This window comes from Bradyrhizobium sp. WCU1 (genome assembly GCF_053474805.1).
Genome location: NZ_CM130280.1, coordinates 6,067,485 through 6,081,718, shown reverse-complemented (window position 1 = coordinate 6,081,718; position 14,234 = coordinate 6,067,485). Strand labels below are relative to the sequence as shown.

General features: G+C 65.9%; 12 protein-coding genes. 6 read left to right on the top strand and 6 right to left on the bottom strand.

Annotated features, from left to right (window positions below):
• Positions 1 to 71 precede the first annotated feature (71 nt).
• Entirely contained in the window at positions 72 to 308 is a 237-nt protein-coding gene (locus ACTUWL_RS28315) for a DUF1127 domain-containing protein (RefSeq protein ID WP_021077992.1), read from the bottom strand.
• Between the two features lie 181 nt (positions 309 to 489).
• Between ACTUWL_RS28315 and ACTUWL_RS28310 the strand changes: the two genes are divergently transcribed.
• On the top strand, positions 490 to 1,833 hold the full coding sequence (locus ACTUWL_RS28310) for an aminotransferase-like domain-containing protein (protein ID WP_021077993.1): 1,344 nt from the start codon (positions 490 to 492) through the stop codon (positions 1,831 to 1,833).
• A gap of 573 nt (positions 1,834 to 2,406) precedes the next feature.
• Here ACTUWL_RS28310 and ACTUWL_RS28305 read toward each other — a convergent pair.
• The 3 genes from ACTUWL_RS28305 to ACTUWL_RS28295 all read right to left on the bottom strand — a co-directional run bounded on the left by ACTUWL_RS28305 (position 2,407) and on the right by ACTUWL_RS28295 (position 4,196).
• Entirely contained in the window at positions 2,407 to 2,766 is a 360-nt protein-coding gene (locus tag ACTUWL_RS28305; protein WP_021077995.1) for a hypothetical protein, read from the bottom strand.
• 98 nt (positions 2,767 to 2,864) lie between these two features.
• Complete coding sequence (locus ACTUWL_RS28300) at positions 2,865 to 3,458, bottom strand: YdcF family protein (RefSeq protein WP_021077996.1); 594 nt, start codon at positions 3,456 to 3,458, stop codon at positions 2,865 to 2,867.
• Between the two features lie 72 nt (positions 3,459 to 3,530).
• Entirely contained in the window at positions 3,531 to 4,196 is a 666-nt protein-coding gene (locus ACTUWL_RS28295) for a hypothetical protein (RefSeq protein WP_373010542.1), read from the bottom strand.
• Positions 4,197 to 4,240: 44 nt separating this feature from the next.
• On the opposite strand from ACTUWL_RS28295, the gene ACTUWL_RS28290 reads away from it, so the two are divergent.
• Positions 4,241 to 4,675, top strand: coding sequence for a hypothetical protein (locus ACTUWL_RS28290; protein WP_021077998.1), 435 nt, complete (start codon positions 4,241 to 4,243; stop codon positions 4,673 to 4,675).
• A 271-nt stretch (positions 4,676 to 4,946) separates the two neighbouring features.
• Entirely contained in the window at positions 4,947 to 6,245 is a 1,299-nt protein-coding gene (locus ACTUWL_RS28285) for an adenylate/guanylate cyclase domain-containing protein (protein WP_021077999.1), read from the top strand.
• 189 nt (positions 6,246 to 6,434) lie between these two features.
• Here the strand turns inward: ACTUWL_RS28285 and ACTUWL_RS28280 are convergent, their stop codons facing one another.
• Both ACTUWL_RS28280 and ACTUWL_RS28275 read right to left on the bottom strand, forming a co-directional pair.
• Positions 6,435 to 8,837, bottom strand: a complete 2,403-nt coding sequence (locus ACTUWL_RS28280; RefSeq protein WP_021078000.1) for a bifunctional diguanylate cyclase/phosphodiesterase — start codon at positions 8,835 to 8,837, stop codon at positions 6,435 to 6,437.
• 198 nt (positions 8,838 to 9,035) lie between these two features.
• Positions 9,036 to 10,454 (bottom strand): MFS transporter, encoded by a 1,419-nt coding sequence (locus ACTUWL_RS28275; protein ID WP_021078001.1) that lies wholly within the window; start codon positions 10,452 to 10,454, stop codon positions 9,036 to 9,038.
• 307 nt (positions 10,455 to 10,761) lie between these two features.
• Between ACTUWL_RS28275 and ACTUWL_RS28270 the strand changes: the two genes are divergently transcribed.
• The 3 genes from ACTUWL_RS28270 (at position 10,762) to ACTUWL_RS28260 (ending at position 14,198) form a co-directional block, all read left to right on the top strand.
• The gene (locus tag ACTUWL_RS28270; protein ID WP_146160386.1) at positions 10,762 to 11,034 is read left to right on the top strand and encodes a hypothetical protein; all 273 of its coding nucleotides are present in this window, start codon (positions 10,762 to 10,764) and stop codon (positions 11,032 to 11,034) included.
• 26 nt (positions 11,035 to 11,060) lie between these two features.
• Positions 11,061 to 12,137 carry a lysylphosphatidylglycerol synthase transmembrane domain-containing protein gene (locus ACTUWL_RS28265; RefSeq protein ID WP_021078002.1) on the top strand — a complete coding sequence of 359 codons (1,077 nt, stop codon included), beginning with the start codon at positions 11,061 to 11,063 and terminating at the stop codon, positions 12,135 to 12,137.
• A 102-nt stretch (positions 12,138 to 12,239) separates the two neighbouring features.
• Positions 12,240 to 14,198: a pyruvate,orthophosphate dikinase gene (locus ACTUWL_RS28260; protein WP_021078003.1), complete on the top strand. Its 1,959-nt coding sequence runs from the start codon at positions 12,240 to 12,242 to the stop codon at positions 14,196 to 14,198.
• Positions 14,199 to 14,234 lie beyond the last annotated feature (36 nt).

Below are 14,234 nucleotides of genomic sequence, written 5' to 3'. Positions count from 1 at the left end.
GAAAACAACCCCATGCAAAGCAGTCAGGCGGCCGCTTCCTCGCCCGGCCCCCTCGCCCGCAAGGGATCGGCTCAACGGATCCGGACCAGCTCGAGGTCAAAGTTGCCGGCCACGGCGGTCTCGATCTGGCAGCGCGAGATTCCGATGTCGCGCAGTGTCCGGTCGTCGAGCTGGCGCAGCGTCTTGATCGCCTCGCGGCGCACCCAATAGGTCGCGAGTGCATCGCCCCACACGCGGAGCAATCGGAGCAATTCACTCACCATGCTGGACCGCGCGGGCGCTGCGGCGGCTGAGGACATCGTCGTCATTATCATCTCCTTCGACGCGCAAACGGCAAGGCTATGCCGTTGACGCAAATGCCGTTTCAGCACCTGCGCCGTCGTGACCTCGGATTGCTTGCGCTCTCCTCGGTGCAATCATGGGCTTGTTCCCTCCTAAATGATCCGGTACATTGCTCGGAGCAAGGAAAACATTGCTCTCGGTGCAATAATGTCGCGGTTCGAATATCTGAAGCTGGCGGATGCGGTGGCCGCCGAGATCGCCAGCGGCGCGCTGAAGGCGGGCGACCGCCTGCCGCCGCAGCGCCATTTCGCCTATGACCGCAACATCGCGGTCTCGACCGCGAGCCGGGTCTACACCGAGCTGTTGCGGCGCGGGCTGGTGGTCGGCGAAGTCGGCCGCGGCACCTTCGTGTCGGGCGAGGCGCGCCGCGGCAATGCTGCCCCACCCGAGCCGCGCGGCGCCCGCATCGACCTCGAATTCAACTATCCGCTGCTGCCGCACCAGGCGACCATGATCGCAAAGAGCCTCGAAGGGCTGGAGCGGCCCGAGGTGCTCGAGGGCGCGCTGCGGCCGGCGACCAGTTACGGCACGCGGGCGGCGCGGACGATCTCCTCGGAATTCCTGGCGCGCAAGAGCTGGGCACCGAATCCCGACCAGATCGTGTTCACCGCCAATGGCCGGCAATGCATCGCCTCGGCGCTGGCCGCCGTCGTGCCGCCCGGCGGCCGCTGCGGCGTTGAGGCGCTGACCTACCCGTTCGTGAAGGGCATAGCCGCGCGGCTCGGCATCTCGCTGGTGCCGCTCGCGATGGACGAGCACGGCGTCCGCCCCGATGCGGTGCAAAAGGCGCACCGCGAGGCGCATCTGTCTGCGCTCTACGTCCAGCCCACGATCCAGAACCCGCTCAGCATCACCATGCCGGCCGAGCGCCGCGCCGAGCTGCTGCGCGTGATCGAGAAGCTCGGCCTCGTCGTGATCGAGGACGGCGTCTACGGCTTCCTCGATGACGAGATGCCGCTGGCCGCGCTCGCACCCGACAGCTGCATCGTGCTCGACAGCCTGTCGAAGAAGGTCGCGCCCGGTCTCGCGCTCGGCTTCATCGTGTCGCCGCCGCGACTGCGCGAAAGCATCATGGCCGCGGTGCGCTCGGGCGGCTGGACCGCGTCGGGCTACGCCTTTGCCGCAGGCCAGCGCCTGATGGCCGACGGCACCGCCGCCGAGCTGTCACGGCTGAAGCGGATCGACGCCGGCCGCCGCCAGCAGATCGCGGCGAAGCATCTGGCCGATTTCGAGATCCAGACCAACCCGAAGTCCTATCATCTCTGGCTGACCCTGCCGCCGCATTGGCGCTCGCAGACCCTGGTCGCCGCCGCAGCGCGCCGCGATATCGCGTTGACGCCGTCGACGACCTTCGCCGCCACGCCCGGGCACGCGCCCAATGCAGTGCGGCTTGCACTCGCCGCGCCGCCGATGGAGCAACTCGACCTCGGCCTGCGGACACTGGCGGGAATGCTGAGCGCGACCGAAGAGGATTTCGACTCGACGGAGTGACACCGCTCGACGGAGTGACACCGTGCCGAGCGACCGGCCTTCTTCGATCTCCGGCCGGCTTTATTTTGCATCAGCGCCCCCTGTAAGTCTCCCGTCAGCGACCGGCAGTAGCATCGCGCGCAAGAGGCTCTGATGCGCAGCCTGTTGACGGGATATTTCATGATCTACGGGTTTCCCATTCAGAACTGGGTGCCTCCGACATTTGCGGTGCTCCTGGCCTGGATCGCGTTTTCGCGCCGGGTGTTCAAGTAATCAACGATGGGTGATTGGCTCGTCAGCGGCACGGCAGTTCAGAACTGGATTCTGGTGGCGCTCGCGATCACCGCGCTTGCAGCAGCCTATTCCTGGTGGTCGAAGCGCTAACGCATGATGAACTGTGATCGAAAGGCTTCGGCCGGGCGCTCGCTTCACCTCTCCCTTTGGGAGAGGTCGATTTGCGAAGCAAATCGGGTGAGGGGCGCAGCTCTAACGAGAGAGTGTAACCCCTCACCCGACGCTACGCGCCGACCTCTCCCAAAGGGAGAGGTGAACCTCCGCTGCCGATCTAGGTTCAAGCCAATCCCATGATGCACGCTAGAAACCACAGGCAGCATACGTCTTCCGGGCCAGACGAAAATGCGCGCCGTCGGCGACGAAGTCGACATCCAGGCACTGGTTGCCTCGACGATACTCGCCGATCGCGCCGCATTGCAGATATTCGAGGTTGATCCGCCAGCGCTTTTCTTGCGGCGAGTAGGTCGCAAAGTCGTGCTGCGCGACCGGCGTACCTTTGCAAATTCCGGCAACATATTGCCGCACGTCGAGGGGCAGAGAATCGATGTGATGAGGATCAGCCAGATCATGCTTGTTGCCGACGCTGCCGCCCTTGGAAACAGCCGGCGCGACACTCAAGAGCATGAGACAAAGAGCGAGAAGGGGGATCCGGATTGTCATCTGACACTCCAGCTAGAAGCAAATCGTACGGCAATGTTACAGCGGGTTGCTTACAGCCCGCTTACAATCCGGCCGGCGAGAACGTGCAGATTCGTGCTTCAGGCGACCGGCCATCGCGCGATGAATCCCCGCACCAAGTACGGCTCGATCTTGTCCCATTCCGTCAGGACACGGCGACGAAATTCGGGAACGGTGTGCCAGAGCGCGCGCGGGACCGCAAAGCTATCCACCGTCACCAGCATCTTCTCGACCTCCGGCCAGTGCCGCTGCAGCGTCATGGGATAGCGCCGCGCGGTCCAGCTATTGCCGAGACAGATCACGCTGCTGATATTGGCGAGCCCGAGCGCCGCGTCGATCACCGGCAGCGAGAAGATCACGTTCTCGCCGGTGTTCCGCGCGCGATGCTCCTCGAGGATCCGCTCGGCCGGCACGCCGCCCGCGACTATGGCGCCCTTGATGATCTCGCATTCCGAGCGGACATCGCCCGGCGTGACGCCGCCGCTCACGATCGACCAGCGCGCGAAGCCGTCGCGCCAGAGCCGGACAGCCGCGTCGACCAGCTCGGCGACATCGCCGCGGGTGCCGAACACGAACAGCAGATCGGCGGGCTTGAGCGGCGTCTCGATCAGGTGCCGGGCATTGATCGCGGCGATCTCGTCGTCGGACGGCATCCGCAAGCTTCGATCATCCATGCCCCTGCCCGTTCCGTTCGCGACACCACACGCCGACGATGCCGCGCACGAGGCAATGCACGAAGTCACGTTTCATTGCGCTTGATTGCGATCCGGCTTGGGCAACGGCTTGGGTAGCAGCGTGTCGGGCAGTTGATCGAAGCCGTAGCGCCGCGGGCGGTTGCGGCCGACGAAGCCGCCGACCTGCCAGGTGAACAGCGCGGCGAAGCCGAGCAGGAACAGCGCGCCTGTCCAGTTCGCGGTCATCAACGCCATCACCAGCAATCCGACCATCGCCACCGCAAGCCACGCCAGCACGGCCAGCGCCGCGGTGTATGTCTTCGACCCGAGACCTCCGACCAGCCTCGCCGTGCTGCCGGCCGCCTGCATCCGGCGATGCAGCTCGACGATGAAGTCGCGATAGAGATGGCCCTGCGGCGCGACCAGCGTCGCGGTCTGCCAGGTGGTCGAGAGGATCGCGATCCGCCCGCCCTTGGCATGGTCGATGTCGACGCGAAACCGCTGCTGCTGCATCGACACCGGGCGATACGACAGCTTCACGGCGGAAATGTCGGCATAGTCCCACACGCCCGATCGGCCGGCGATCCGCCACGACAGCCCCTCATCGGTCAGCTCGAACTGGTGCGCCGAGCCGACCAAGGAGGCCTTGTAGGCATAGCGCACGGCTGCGCCCTCGCCTGCCTCCGACCGCGCCTGCAACGTTGTTGGCAATTTGCCGTTCCGCCTGTTCGGACACATCCGCGCGCTTGCATGGAGTGTCGTGCCTATCCTACAAGCGAGCCATGCCCGAGACGACCTATTTTCCGCGTTACCTCATCCTCGGCGGCGCGATGATTTCAGGCGTGCTGCTGGCGCTGGCCGTGCATATGCTCGGTGCGCGCTATGGGCTTGATCTCGGCGGGCTGTGGCGTTCCGACAGCCACGAGTTCATGCCGGCAGGTGCGGCGATCGCCTGGTGGCTGATCGCGAGCGTCGGGTTCTCGGGCGGCTATTTCACCGCCAATCTGATGCACAGCGCAGTGGCCGGCCAGATCCCGCAGCGGATGCGGCAGTTCCTGATCGTCGTCGGCGTGCTGATGCTGGCCGGCGCCGGCCAGGCGGCCTCCGCACCGAGCGCGGTGTCGACCATCTCCGCCGTGCTCGCCGGCCTCGCCGCTTTGTGCCTCGGCGCCGTGATGGCGTTTTGCGGCGCCTATTTTGCGCTGAGGAAGAGCTAGCGCGTCTACTCGTAAACGTTCGGACTCGGAGGTAGAGCGGATGTCGCTCCGCTTGGCCGCGGCAGACGGCTTATGGCCCGTTGCTGACCTCCGGGGCCATCGCCGAGATTTCCGAGTCCGAGAGGACACTTGGTTCCGAGGCTCGGATGTCGCACCTTGACCCCAAGCCGCCATTCGACCGTCGCTCGATTACAACTGGCCGGGGCTTCTCAGAAGTACGGCTTCGCGATACCGTGGCACGGACCTATCGGCCGGAGCGTCGGAGGGTACAATGGCGGTGCCAGTCACGCGCTATGCCAAGAGTGGCGAAGTTCATATCGCCTATCAGGTCTTTGGCGATGGCGCGATTGATCTCGTATTTGTGCCGGGGTTCATCTCGCACATCGAGAACTACTGGGAGCATCCAGATCTAGCCCGATGGCTCCTTCGTCTCGGGACCTTTGCCCGCGTGATCATGTTCGACAAGCGTGGGACCGGGCTGTCTGACCCGGTCTCCGAAATGCCGTCACTGGACATGCGCATGGATGATGTTCGCGCGGTGATGGACGCGGCGGCAAGCAAGAGCGCGGCCTTGCTGGGCGTCTCGGAGGGTGGGGGCTTGGCGGCGCTGTTTGCCGCGACCTATCCTGAACGTTGCCAGCGGCTGGTGCTGTACGGCACGTTTGCGCGCTTCCCAATTTCCGACGAGGTCCTCAAGCCTCTCATAAAGTACATCGATCGAGCCTGGGGGAGCGGCGTAAGTCTGCCCGTCTGGGCACCGTCACGCCGAAGCGACCAGGCCATGCAGCAATGGTGGGGTCGCTTTGAGCGACTGGGCGGGAGCCCCGCCGCGACAGTTGCCGTCCTTCGCATGGCCGCCGAAACCGACGTCAGCGGCGTTCTGTCCTCGATTCGGGTGCCGACACTCGTGATCCATTGCAAGGATGATACGCTTATCCCCGTCGAGTGCGGACGTTTCATTGCGCAGACTATCCCCGGCGCGCAGTGGATCGAGTTGGCCGGACAGGATCATCTCTTCTTCATTCACGAGCAGATCGGCGACTTCGTCGAGGAGTTCCTGACCGGATCGGTCTCGGAAGCCGAAAGCCACCGCGTGCTCGCAACCGTCCTGTTCACGGACATCGTCGGTTCGACGGCACGCGCCGAGCAAGTCGGCGATAAACATTGGCATGACCTGCTCGGCGCACATCATGCTACGGTGAGGCGCGAACTCGCACGTTACCGGGGCCGTGAGGTGAAATCGCTGGGAGACGGATTTCTCGCCACCTTCGACGGACCCGCCCGCGCGGTCCGCTGTGCTTGCGCCATTGCTGATGCTGTGCGGCTGCTGGGCATTGAAGTCCGCTGCGGCCTGCATACCGGCGAGATCGAAACTGGAGACAACGACGTGCTGGGAATCGCGGTCCACATTGCATCACGCATCTCCGCGTCTGCCGTCGCGGGCGAAGTCCTCGTATCGCGGACCGTGAAGGACCTGGTCTCTGGCTCAGGCCTGCAGTTCAGTGAGCGGGGAAAGCACTCGCTCAAGGGACTCCAGGATCCGATGGAGCTCTATGCAACCGTACGCTGAGGCTGGCAGGACCGCAGTCTTCGATCTGAGCGGTCGCAGAGCCCGCATCTGGTCCCAAGGCCGACATGCCACCATCTCCGTTTCATCGTCGCCATTCAAGTGCGAAGCGGACGCTGCCAATTTGTGAACAGCGCCCGAGCCAAGTGGACGCCGGCTCGCGTCAAGAAACCGCGTCCGACAAGAAGCCAGTCAGGCCACCGACCGTTCCGGCGCCCGGCGCAACATCTTGGCGACGTCAGCCGCCGGCCGCGGCGGGCTGAACAGATAGCCCTGCGCCTGCGTGCAGCCTTCCCGACGCAGCAGGTCGAACTGGGTATCGGTCTCGACGCCTTCGGCCGTGGTGACGATGCCGAGGCTCTTGCCGAGACCGGTGACCGCGCGCACGATCGCCATCGAGTCCTCGCGCGTTGCAAGGTCCGTCACGAACGACCGGTCGATCTTGATCTTGTCGAACGGGAAGCTGCGCAGATAGCTCAGCGAGGAATAGCCGGTGCCGAAATCGTCCAGCGAGATGCGGACGCCGAAGCCGCGCAGCTCGTGCAGCACCGCGAGCGTCGCCTCGCTGTTCTGCAGCAGCACTGATTCGGTGATCTCGAGCTCGAGCCGATCCGGCGACAGGCCCGACGCATCCAGCGCCGCCCGCACCGACGATACCAGGTTCGGATTCTTGAACTGCACCGGAGACAGGTTGACGGCAACCGCGATGTCAGCGGGCCACCCTGCGGCCTCGAAGCAAGCCTTGCGCAGCACGATCTCGCCGAGCGGGACGATCAGTCCGGTTTCCTCGGCGACGGGGATGAAATTGTTGGGCGCGATCAGCCCGCGCAGGCCATGATTCCAGCGCGCCAGCGCCTCGAAGGCGACCACCCGGTCGCCCTCGACGTCGCGGATCGGCTGGTAATAGACCTCGAACTCGTCGTGCTCGAGCGCAAGCCGCAGGTCACGCTCCAGCAGGCGGCGCGCCTGCGCGCGCGCATCCATCCCGGTCTCGAAGAACCGGTAGGTGCCGCGGCCGTCGGCCTTGGCGCGGTACAGCGCGAGATCGGCCTTCTGCAGCAGCTCGTCGGGATCCTTGCCGTCCTCGGGCGCGAGCGAGATGCCGATGCTGACGCCGATCACGAGCTGGTGGCCTTCGATCTCGTAGGGCGCGGCGATCCGCTCGACCACGTAGCTTGCCAGCGACGACACCACGGACGGTTCGCAATTGCTGCAGAACTGCACGATGGCGAATTCGTCACCGCCGAGCCGTGCCACGGTGTCGTGCTCGGTCACGCATTCGCCGAGCCGGCGCGCGACCTCGCGGAGCAGCGCATCGCCGATCGGATGTCCGAGCGTGTCGTTGATCTCCTTGAAATGATCGAGGTCGAGGCAGAGCACCGCCACCTGGTCGGTGCGCTTGGCCAATCTCGAGGCCTTCTCGAGTTGCTCGCGGAACAGCGTCCGGTTCGGCAGGTTGGTCAGCGCGTCATGCCGCGCCATATGTGAAATCTGCTCCTGGGCCTGCTGCCACTCGGTGATGTCCTCGAAAGTCGCGACCCAGCCGCCGCCCTTCATCGGCTGGTCGACGACGCGGATCGCGCGGTCATTGCGGTTGACGATCCGCGTCGCGCCGTTGCCGGCCCTGGCTTCGGCGACAAGCGCATTGCAGAACTCGGTGGGATCGCCGTCCCACTCGCCGATGGAATGCAGGTCCTGCAGGACGTCGATCAGCAGACGCCCCTGCAACGGCACGCGATTGCGCCCCATGATCTCGCTGTAGCGCTCGTTGAACAGCATGATGCGGCCATCGGCATCGAACATGCACAGCCCCTGCGACATGTTCTCGAGCGCGGTATCGAGCACCACCTTCTGCTTGTGGAGCTCGGTCTTGGCGCGGCGATCGAGGATGGAGGCGATCAGCGACAGCCCGAGGATCGCGAAGGCGGCAACCGCGGTCATCAACGAGAGCGCGCGCGGCGAGACCGAAAGCCCGTCGGGAACGATGGTCGGATCCGGAACGAGCGTCACGGCGCCCATCGCGGTGAAATGATGCGAGACGATCGCAACGGTCAGGAGACCGGTCGCGGCCGCGGTGATGCCAAGTCGCTCGCCGCGCGCGGCAACGACCAGCGCGAACGCGCCAAGCAGGCTTCCAAATGCGATCGAGGCGACGACGATGCCGGGGGACCAGACGATGCGCGCGGGCAATTCCAGCCCCAGCATGCCGGTGTAATGCATCGCCGCGACACCGACGCCGACGATGGCGCCACCGGCGGCGACCGTCCACCAGCGTTCGTTGAGCGTTGCGACCGCCAGGCCGATCGCCAGGATCGCAACCGCGAGCACCAGCGACAGCAGCGTGATCGGAATGTTGTACCCGGCCTCGATGCCGGGATCGTAGGCCAGCATGGCGACGAAATGGGTGGCCCAGATGCCGCAACCGCCGACCGCCGCATCGAGGCCTATCCAGATCTCGCGGGCGCGGCCCTGTGCGGCGCGGGCCCGGTGAAACAGGCTGATCGCGACGGCGCTGGCGAGCAGGCAGATCACCCCACCAAGGACGACCAACCGCCAGTCATGTTCCAGGGTGAGACAGGTGAGTACGCGATACATATAGGCCCCCGTTATGGACCCATAAGAACAAGCGCATTCGTGTACGAACGGTAACCGCACCGCAGCAAGCTTCCACGCATGGTGAAGAAGCCTTGAATGCACGGAGTACCGTCGAGAAAAACCGTTGTCCTCACACGCAATTCAGCCTTCTCGGCAGCCTTGGCCATCCGGCGACCGCCCGTGAGGGGCAAGCCTCGCTCAGGGCCGTGCTTGTGATGAGGCGCCGATCCAGACCAGCGCGGCGGCGGCAAGCAGGACGCCGGCGGAGATCACGAGAGCCGCATGCAGGCCGGCCATGAAGGCGGCGGACCGGCCGACCATCGAGCCGAACAGCGCGACACCGAGCACGCTGCCGGTCTGCCGGGTCGCATTCAGCACCCCGGCCGCGATCCCGGCATGCTGCGGCTCGGCGCTGCCGAGCAGCGTCGATGTCAATGGCGGCACCAGGAGCCCGAGGCCGCCGCTGATCGCGAGCAGTTGCAGGCAGATCGCGGGATAGCTCGTGCCGGGACCGATGAACAGCAGCGCCAGGCATCCGGCAGCCGAGAGCGCGGCGCCGAGCGCGATCGCCGCCGGCGCACCGATCCGCTCCGCAACACGCGGCGCAATCAGGTTGGCCGGCAGCACCGCGCCGAGCATCGGCACGAACGCCAGCCCGGTTGCGAACGCCGAGAGCCGGTTGACCTGCTGGAAGTAGAGGCTGAGCACGAAGATCAGCCCGTAGAACGCGACGTTCACCAGCAGGCCGACCAGCGAGGTCAGCGCGAACATTCGATGACTGAACAGCGAGAGCGGCAGCATCGGCTGCGCGGCGCGCGCCTCGCGCCAGACGAACAGCACGGAGAACACGCCGGCGAGCAGGAAGCCCGCGATCACGAACGGGCTGCTCCAGCCGAGCGCGCCGCCTTCGATCAGCGCGCCGGCCAGCGTGCCGAGCGCGGCGATCGCCGCAAGTTGCCCCGGCAGATCGAGCCGGTGCTGCTGATGGCGCGCGGTTTCGCCGGCAAAGCGCCAGGCGAGCCACAGCCCGGCGAGGCCGATCGGCAGGTTGACCAGGAAGATCGCGCGCCAGCCGACCAGCGTGATCAGCGCGCCGCCGACGAACGGGCCGGCGGTCAATGCAAGGCTGGCGCCGGCGGCCCAGACGCCGACCGCGCGTCCCCGCGCCTTGTCGTCCGCATAGGCGTGGCGGAGCAGCGCGAGCGAGTTGGGCACCAGGATCGCCGCGGCCAGTCCCTGCACGCAGCGCGCGGCGATCAGCGTCGCGGCATCAGGCGCGACCGCGCAGGCGACCGAGGCCGCGGTGAAGATCGCAAAACCCGCCATGAAGATGCGCTTGGCGCCGATCCGGTCGCCGAGCGCGCCCGCGGTCAGGATGAAGGCCGCAAAGGCGATGGTGTAGGCGCTGACCACCCATTGCAGCTCGGCGACGCCGCCGCCGAGCGAGCCGCCGATGGCGTTGAGCGCCGTGTTGACGATGGTGACGTCGAGCTGCACGACGCCGTAGCCGAGGCTCATCGCGGCCAGCGTCAGCGTCGCCGCGAGCCCGGCCGGCTGCCGTTGCGACGCCGCGTGCTGCTCCGGCATGCGCCGGAGGTTCAGGGATGTCTGTTGCATGGTCTTGACCTCGCTCTGGGCAACCAATGCGAGACATAGGCCTTCGCTTCCCCCGAACACTTCGCCATCGATCGAAGTGTGGCATCGTCGCGCCGGGCGGGCCATGTGGCCGCAGCCATCTTGCGCGGCGTTTTGCCTCAATAGACCTACGGACCGCCCTCCGGGCGTCTCATTCCGGCCCCAACGGCGGTCCACAGCCGGATCACGCGCATGCGCGGATCGACTTCACGCTTTGGTAAACGCCGCAGCCGGCCCTGCCGTCCCCATGCTGACGCATATCGTCCATTCGCTCTGTTCCGGAAGCCCTGTGGCCGCGACGCTGCGGCGGCAAAACCGGCAAAAAACCGACGAATTTGCCTTGAACAGCGGACCAAGCGGCGATCCGTTCGCAGCCGCCGACATGGCGGCGACTCACATTCCGCTCAGCGAGAACATATGTAGGCAGTATGACAATGACGCCGGACGGAAGCCGAAGCTTGGCTTGTCAAGGGCTGCACAACGCATCGGTTTTGCCTTATGGGTCATCGCGTACGGTGCGCTTGCCCGTCACCCGTCGCCATTCGCGACCGGGTCCCACTGAAATTTGCCGCCTCGCCGGGAGGATGAATGCTTCGGCTGCTGACCACGCTTGGGCGTGGTTTCAAGGAAAAGATCGGCTGGAAACGGCTCGGAATCGCCGCGAGTGTATTGATCATCGCGCTGGCGATCACCTCGCTGGTCCACACCCTGAAGGGGGTCGATACCGGTGTCATCCTCACCGCGCTGACCGACATCGCGCCGCACCGGATCGCGCTCGCGGCGCTCTGTGTGGTCGGAGCGTTCTGCACGCTCACCTTCTATGACTTCTTCGCGCTGCGCACGATCGGCAAGACCCACGTCCCCTACCGCATCGCAGCACTCTCGAGCTTCACAAGCTACACGATCGGCCACAATATCGGCGCCACCGTGTTTACCGGCGGCGCGATCCGCTTCCGGATCTATTCCGATTACGGCCTCTCCGCCATCGACGTCGCCAAGATCTGCTTTCTGTCGGGACTGACCTTCTGGCTCGGCAATCTGTTCGTGCTCGGCTTCGGCATGGCCTGGCACCCGGCCGCGGCGTCGGCGATGGACCTGCTGCCGCCGGCGATGAACCGGCTGATCGCGCTCGGCTGCCTTGCCGGCATCGGCGCCTATTTCGTCTGGCTCTTGACCGGCGACAAGCGCCGCGAGCTCGGCCAGAACGGCTGGAAGGTGGTGCTGCCCTCGGCCAAGCTGACGCTGCTGCAGATCTTCATCGGCGTGGTCGATCTCGGCTTCTGCGCGCTCGCGATGTATCTCTTGATGCCGACCGAGCCGCATATCGACTTCGTCTCGCTGGCGGTCGTGTTCATCCTGGCAACCCTGCTCGGATTCGCAAGCCACGCCCCGGGCTCGATCGGCGTGTTCGACGCCGCGATGCTGGTGGCGCTGCCGGAGTTCAGCAAGGAACAATTGCTGGCGACGCTGGTGGTGTTCCGCATCCTCTATTTCCTGATCCCGTTCGGGATCTCGATCTCGATCATGGGCATGCGCGAGCTGTGGCTGAACGTGGTGCAGCCCTGGCAGGAACGCAAGCGATTGAGCCAAGCCTGCACGGCTTCGGCGACCGTGCGGCAACCGATCGAAAGCCGGCAGCAGCGGATCAGGCAGCTGAAACGGTAACAGCGACGTTATCTGCCCCCGACCCGGGTTTTCGATTCCGGTTTTTTGATCCCCGCAGCCGCCTCTCTTATTTTCGCCGCACCGCTCACGTCAAACCGCGCCATGATTGGCTTTTTGGTTCGATTTTCGTTTCGTGTGACGGCCTGCAGCGTGCTGCTCGGCAGCGCGCTCGCAACGGTATCGGCTCCGGCCGCAAGGGCGCAGGATAACCAGCTTTCGATCTCCTGGGAGGTCCGCAACCGTTTCCGCCTGTTCCGCGAGGAACGCGACTTCCGCCTGCATGTCGAAAGCGGGCTCGGCCGCAGCGTGCTGGCCTCGGAACAGGCGCTGGAACTGCAAAGCGACGGCCGCGGCTGGGCGCGCAACATGGTCAACCGGCTGTGCATCGACCTGCAGGGCCGCGTCAGCGAGCCGTGCAGCCGCGACAACGTCAAGGAAAGCTATCTGACGCCGATCGATCACCCGATCGTGGTGCGGCTCACCGGCCCGGTTCCGGTCGGCGCGACCTGCGCCTGGTCGTTCGACGACGGCGACGGGCCGCAATCCTCGACCTTCGATTGCGCCGAACCGGTCAATCTGCGCGTCCGCTACGGCCGCACCACCGTCGCGACCGTCGACGTCGCCAGCGGCTCGGACGCCAACCAGCGCGTGACGACGCCGATCGCGGTGCGCGATCTGCTGATCGCGGGCCTCGGCGACAGCATCGCATCGGGTGAAGGCAATCCCGATCGCCCGATCGCGCTCTCCGACGAAGGGTTCTGTTTCCGCTCCTATCTCGGCGGCGCGCAATATTACCGACCGAGCCGCGCCGGCTACAAAGGCGGCCGCGCCTGCGAAGCGCCGGACACCCTCACCAACTGGCAGCGCCAGAGCGCGCTGTGGCTCAATTCGGCGTGCCATCGTTCGCTGTACAGCTACCAGACCCGCACCGCGCTTGCGCTCGCCGTGCAATATCCGCACATCGCGGTAACCTATCTGCCGCTGGCCTGCACCGGCGCGACCATAGCCGACGGGCTGCTCGGCTCGCAGCAGGCGCGCGAATGTCTGCCGACGAAAACCGCCAACACCTGCTCGGGCACCGTCAACGGCCAGATCGCCGAGCTGCGCACGGCACTCGCAGCCGCCAAGCGCCGGCAGCCGGACCGCGCGCTCGATCTCTTGCTGCTGTCGATCGGCGCCAACGACATCTACTTCTCCGGCCTCGTCGCCAACGTGATCGTCGACACGCCGACCGAACGCACGCTGTTCAGCCAGGGCGGCTCGATGGCCAGCGTCGACGATGCGCGTTCAGCGCTGGCGCGCGACCTGCCGGCTGATTTCGCCAAGCTGCGCGATGCGCTGAAGCCGCTCGTCGGCGGCGACCTGTCGCGCGTGATCTACACGGCCTATGCCAATCCGGCGCTGGCCAGCGGCGGCGCGCCCTGCCCCGGCGGCCGCGCCGGCTTCGAGATCCATCCCTCGTTCAACGCCGATCCCAAGCGGCTCGCCTCGGTCTCGAGCTTCGTGCAGAACGAGTTCCTGCCGCAACTCAAGGCGATCGCGCAGTGCCAGTCCGGCATCATCTGCCGCAATCCGCAGGCCGACCGCATGACCTTCGTCGATGCGCATCAGGACGCGTTCGCAAGCCATGGCTTCTGCGCGCGCGCCTCGAGCGATCCGGAGTTCGATCGCGACTGCTTCGCCGCCAACGGCGACAGCTTCGTCTCCGACATCGTCGCCGCGGCGAGCCAGCCGCTGAAATGCGGCCGCAGCGCCGGCGAATACCGCGCCTACCTGCCGCGTGCGCGCTGGATCCGCGACGCCAATGACAGCTATTTCGCGGCGATGACCTATCCGCAGGGCCTGCCGTCCTCGATGCAGCCGACCGACATCCACGACGCGACATGGGGCATCCTGTCGGCGGTGTATGGCGGCGCGGTGCATCCCAGCGCCGAAGGTCATGCGGCGATGGCCGATGCCGCCGTGCCTGCAGCCGCCACTGTGCTGCAACTGAACACCACGGTGCCCGAGGTGCTGTCCGAGCCGGTCGCACCACTGCCGACCACGCCAGAACAGCGCTGAACGCGCGCACGGCACGAAGGCGAGCGCGATCCGGAT

Excerpts from the sequence above, each read along its gene's own strand:
- ACTUWL_RS28295 (WP_373010542.1), bottom strand. The coding sequence starts at position 4,196 with ATGTGTCCGAACAGGCGGAACGGCAAATTGCCAACAACGTTGCAGGCG.
- ACTUWL_RS28300 (WP_021077996.1), bottom strand. The coding sequence starts at position 3,458 with ATGGATGATCGAAGCTTGCGGATGCCGTCCGACGACGAGATCGCCGCG.
- ACTUWL_RS28260 (WP_021078003.1), top strand. The coding sequence starts at position 12,240 with ATGATTGGCTTTTTGGTTCGATTTTCGTTTCGTGTGACGGCCTGCAGC.
- ACTUWL_RS28265 (WP_021078002.1), top strand. The coding sequence starts at position 11,061 with ATGCTTCGGCTGCTGACCACGCTTGGGCGTGGTTTCAAGGAAAAGATC.
- ACTUWL_RS28285 (WP_021077999.1), top strand. The coding sequence starts at position 4,947 with ATGGCGGTGCCAGTCACGCGCTATGCCAAGAGTGGCGAAGTTCATATC.
- ACTUWL_RS28305 (WP_021077995.1), bottom strand. The coding sequence starts at position 2,766 with ATGACAATCCGGATCCCCCTTCTCGCTCTTTGTCTCATGCTCTTGAGT.
- ACTUWL_RS28275 (WP_021078001.1), bottom strand. The coding sequence starts at position 10,454 with ATGCAACAGACATCCCTGAACCTCCGGCGCATGCCGGAGCAGCACGCG.
- ACTUWL_RS28310 (WP_021077993.1), top strand. The coding sequence starts at position 490 with ATGTCGCGGTTCGAATATCTGAAGCTGGCGGATGCGGTGGCCGCCGAG.
- ACTUWL_RS28315 (WP_021077992.1), bottom strand. The coding sequence starts at position 308 with ATGACGACGATGTCCTCAGCCGCCGCAGCGCCCGCGCGGTCCAGCATG.
- ACTUWL_RS28280 (WP_021078000.1), bottom strand. The coding sequence starts at position 8,837 with ATGTATCGCGTACTCACCTGTCTCACCCTGGAACATGACTGGCGGTTG.
- ACTUWL_RS28290 (WP_021077998.1), top strand. The coding sequence starts at position 4,241 with ATGCCCGAGACGACCTATTTTCCGCGTTACCTCATCCTCGGCGGCGCG.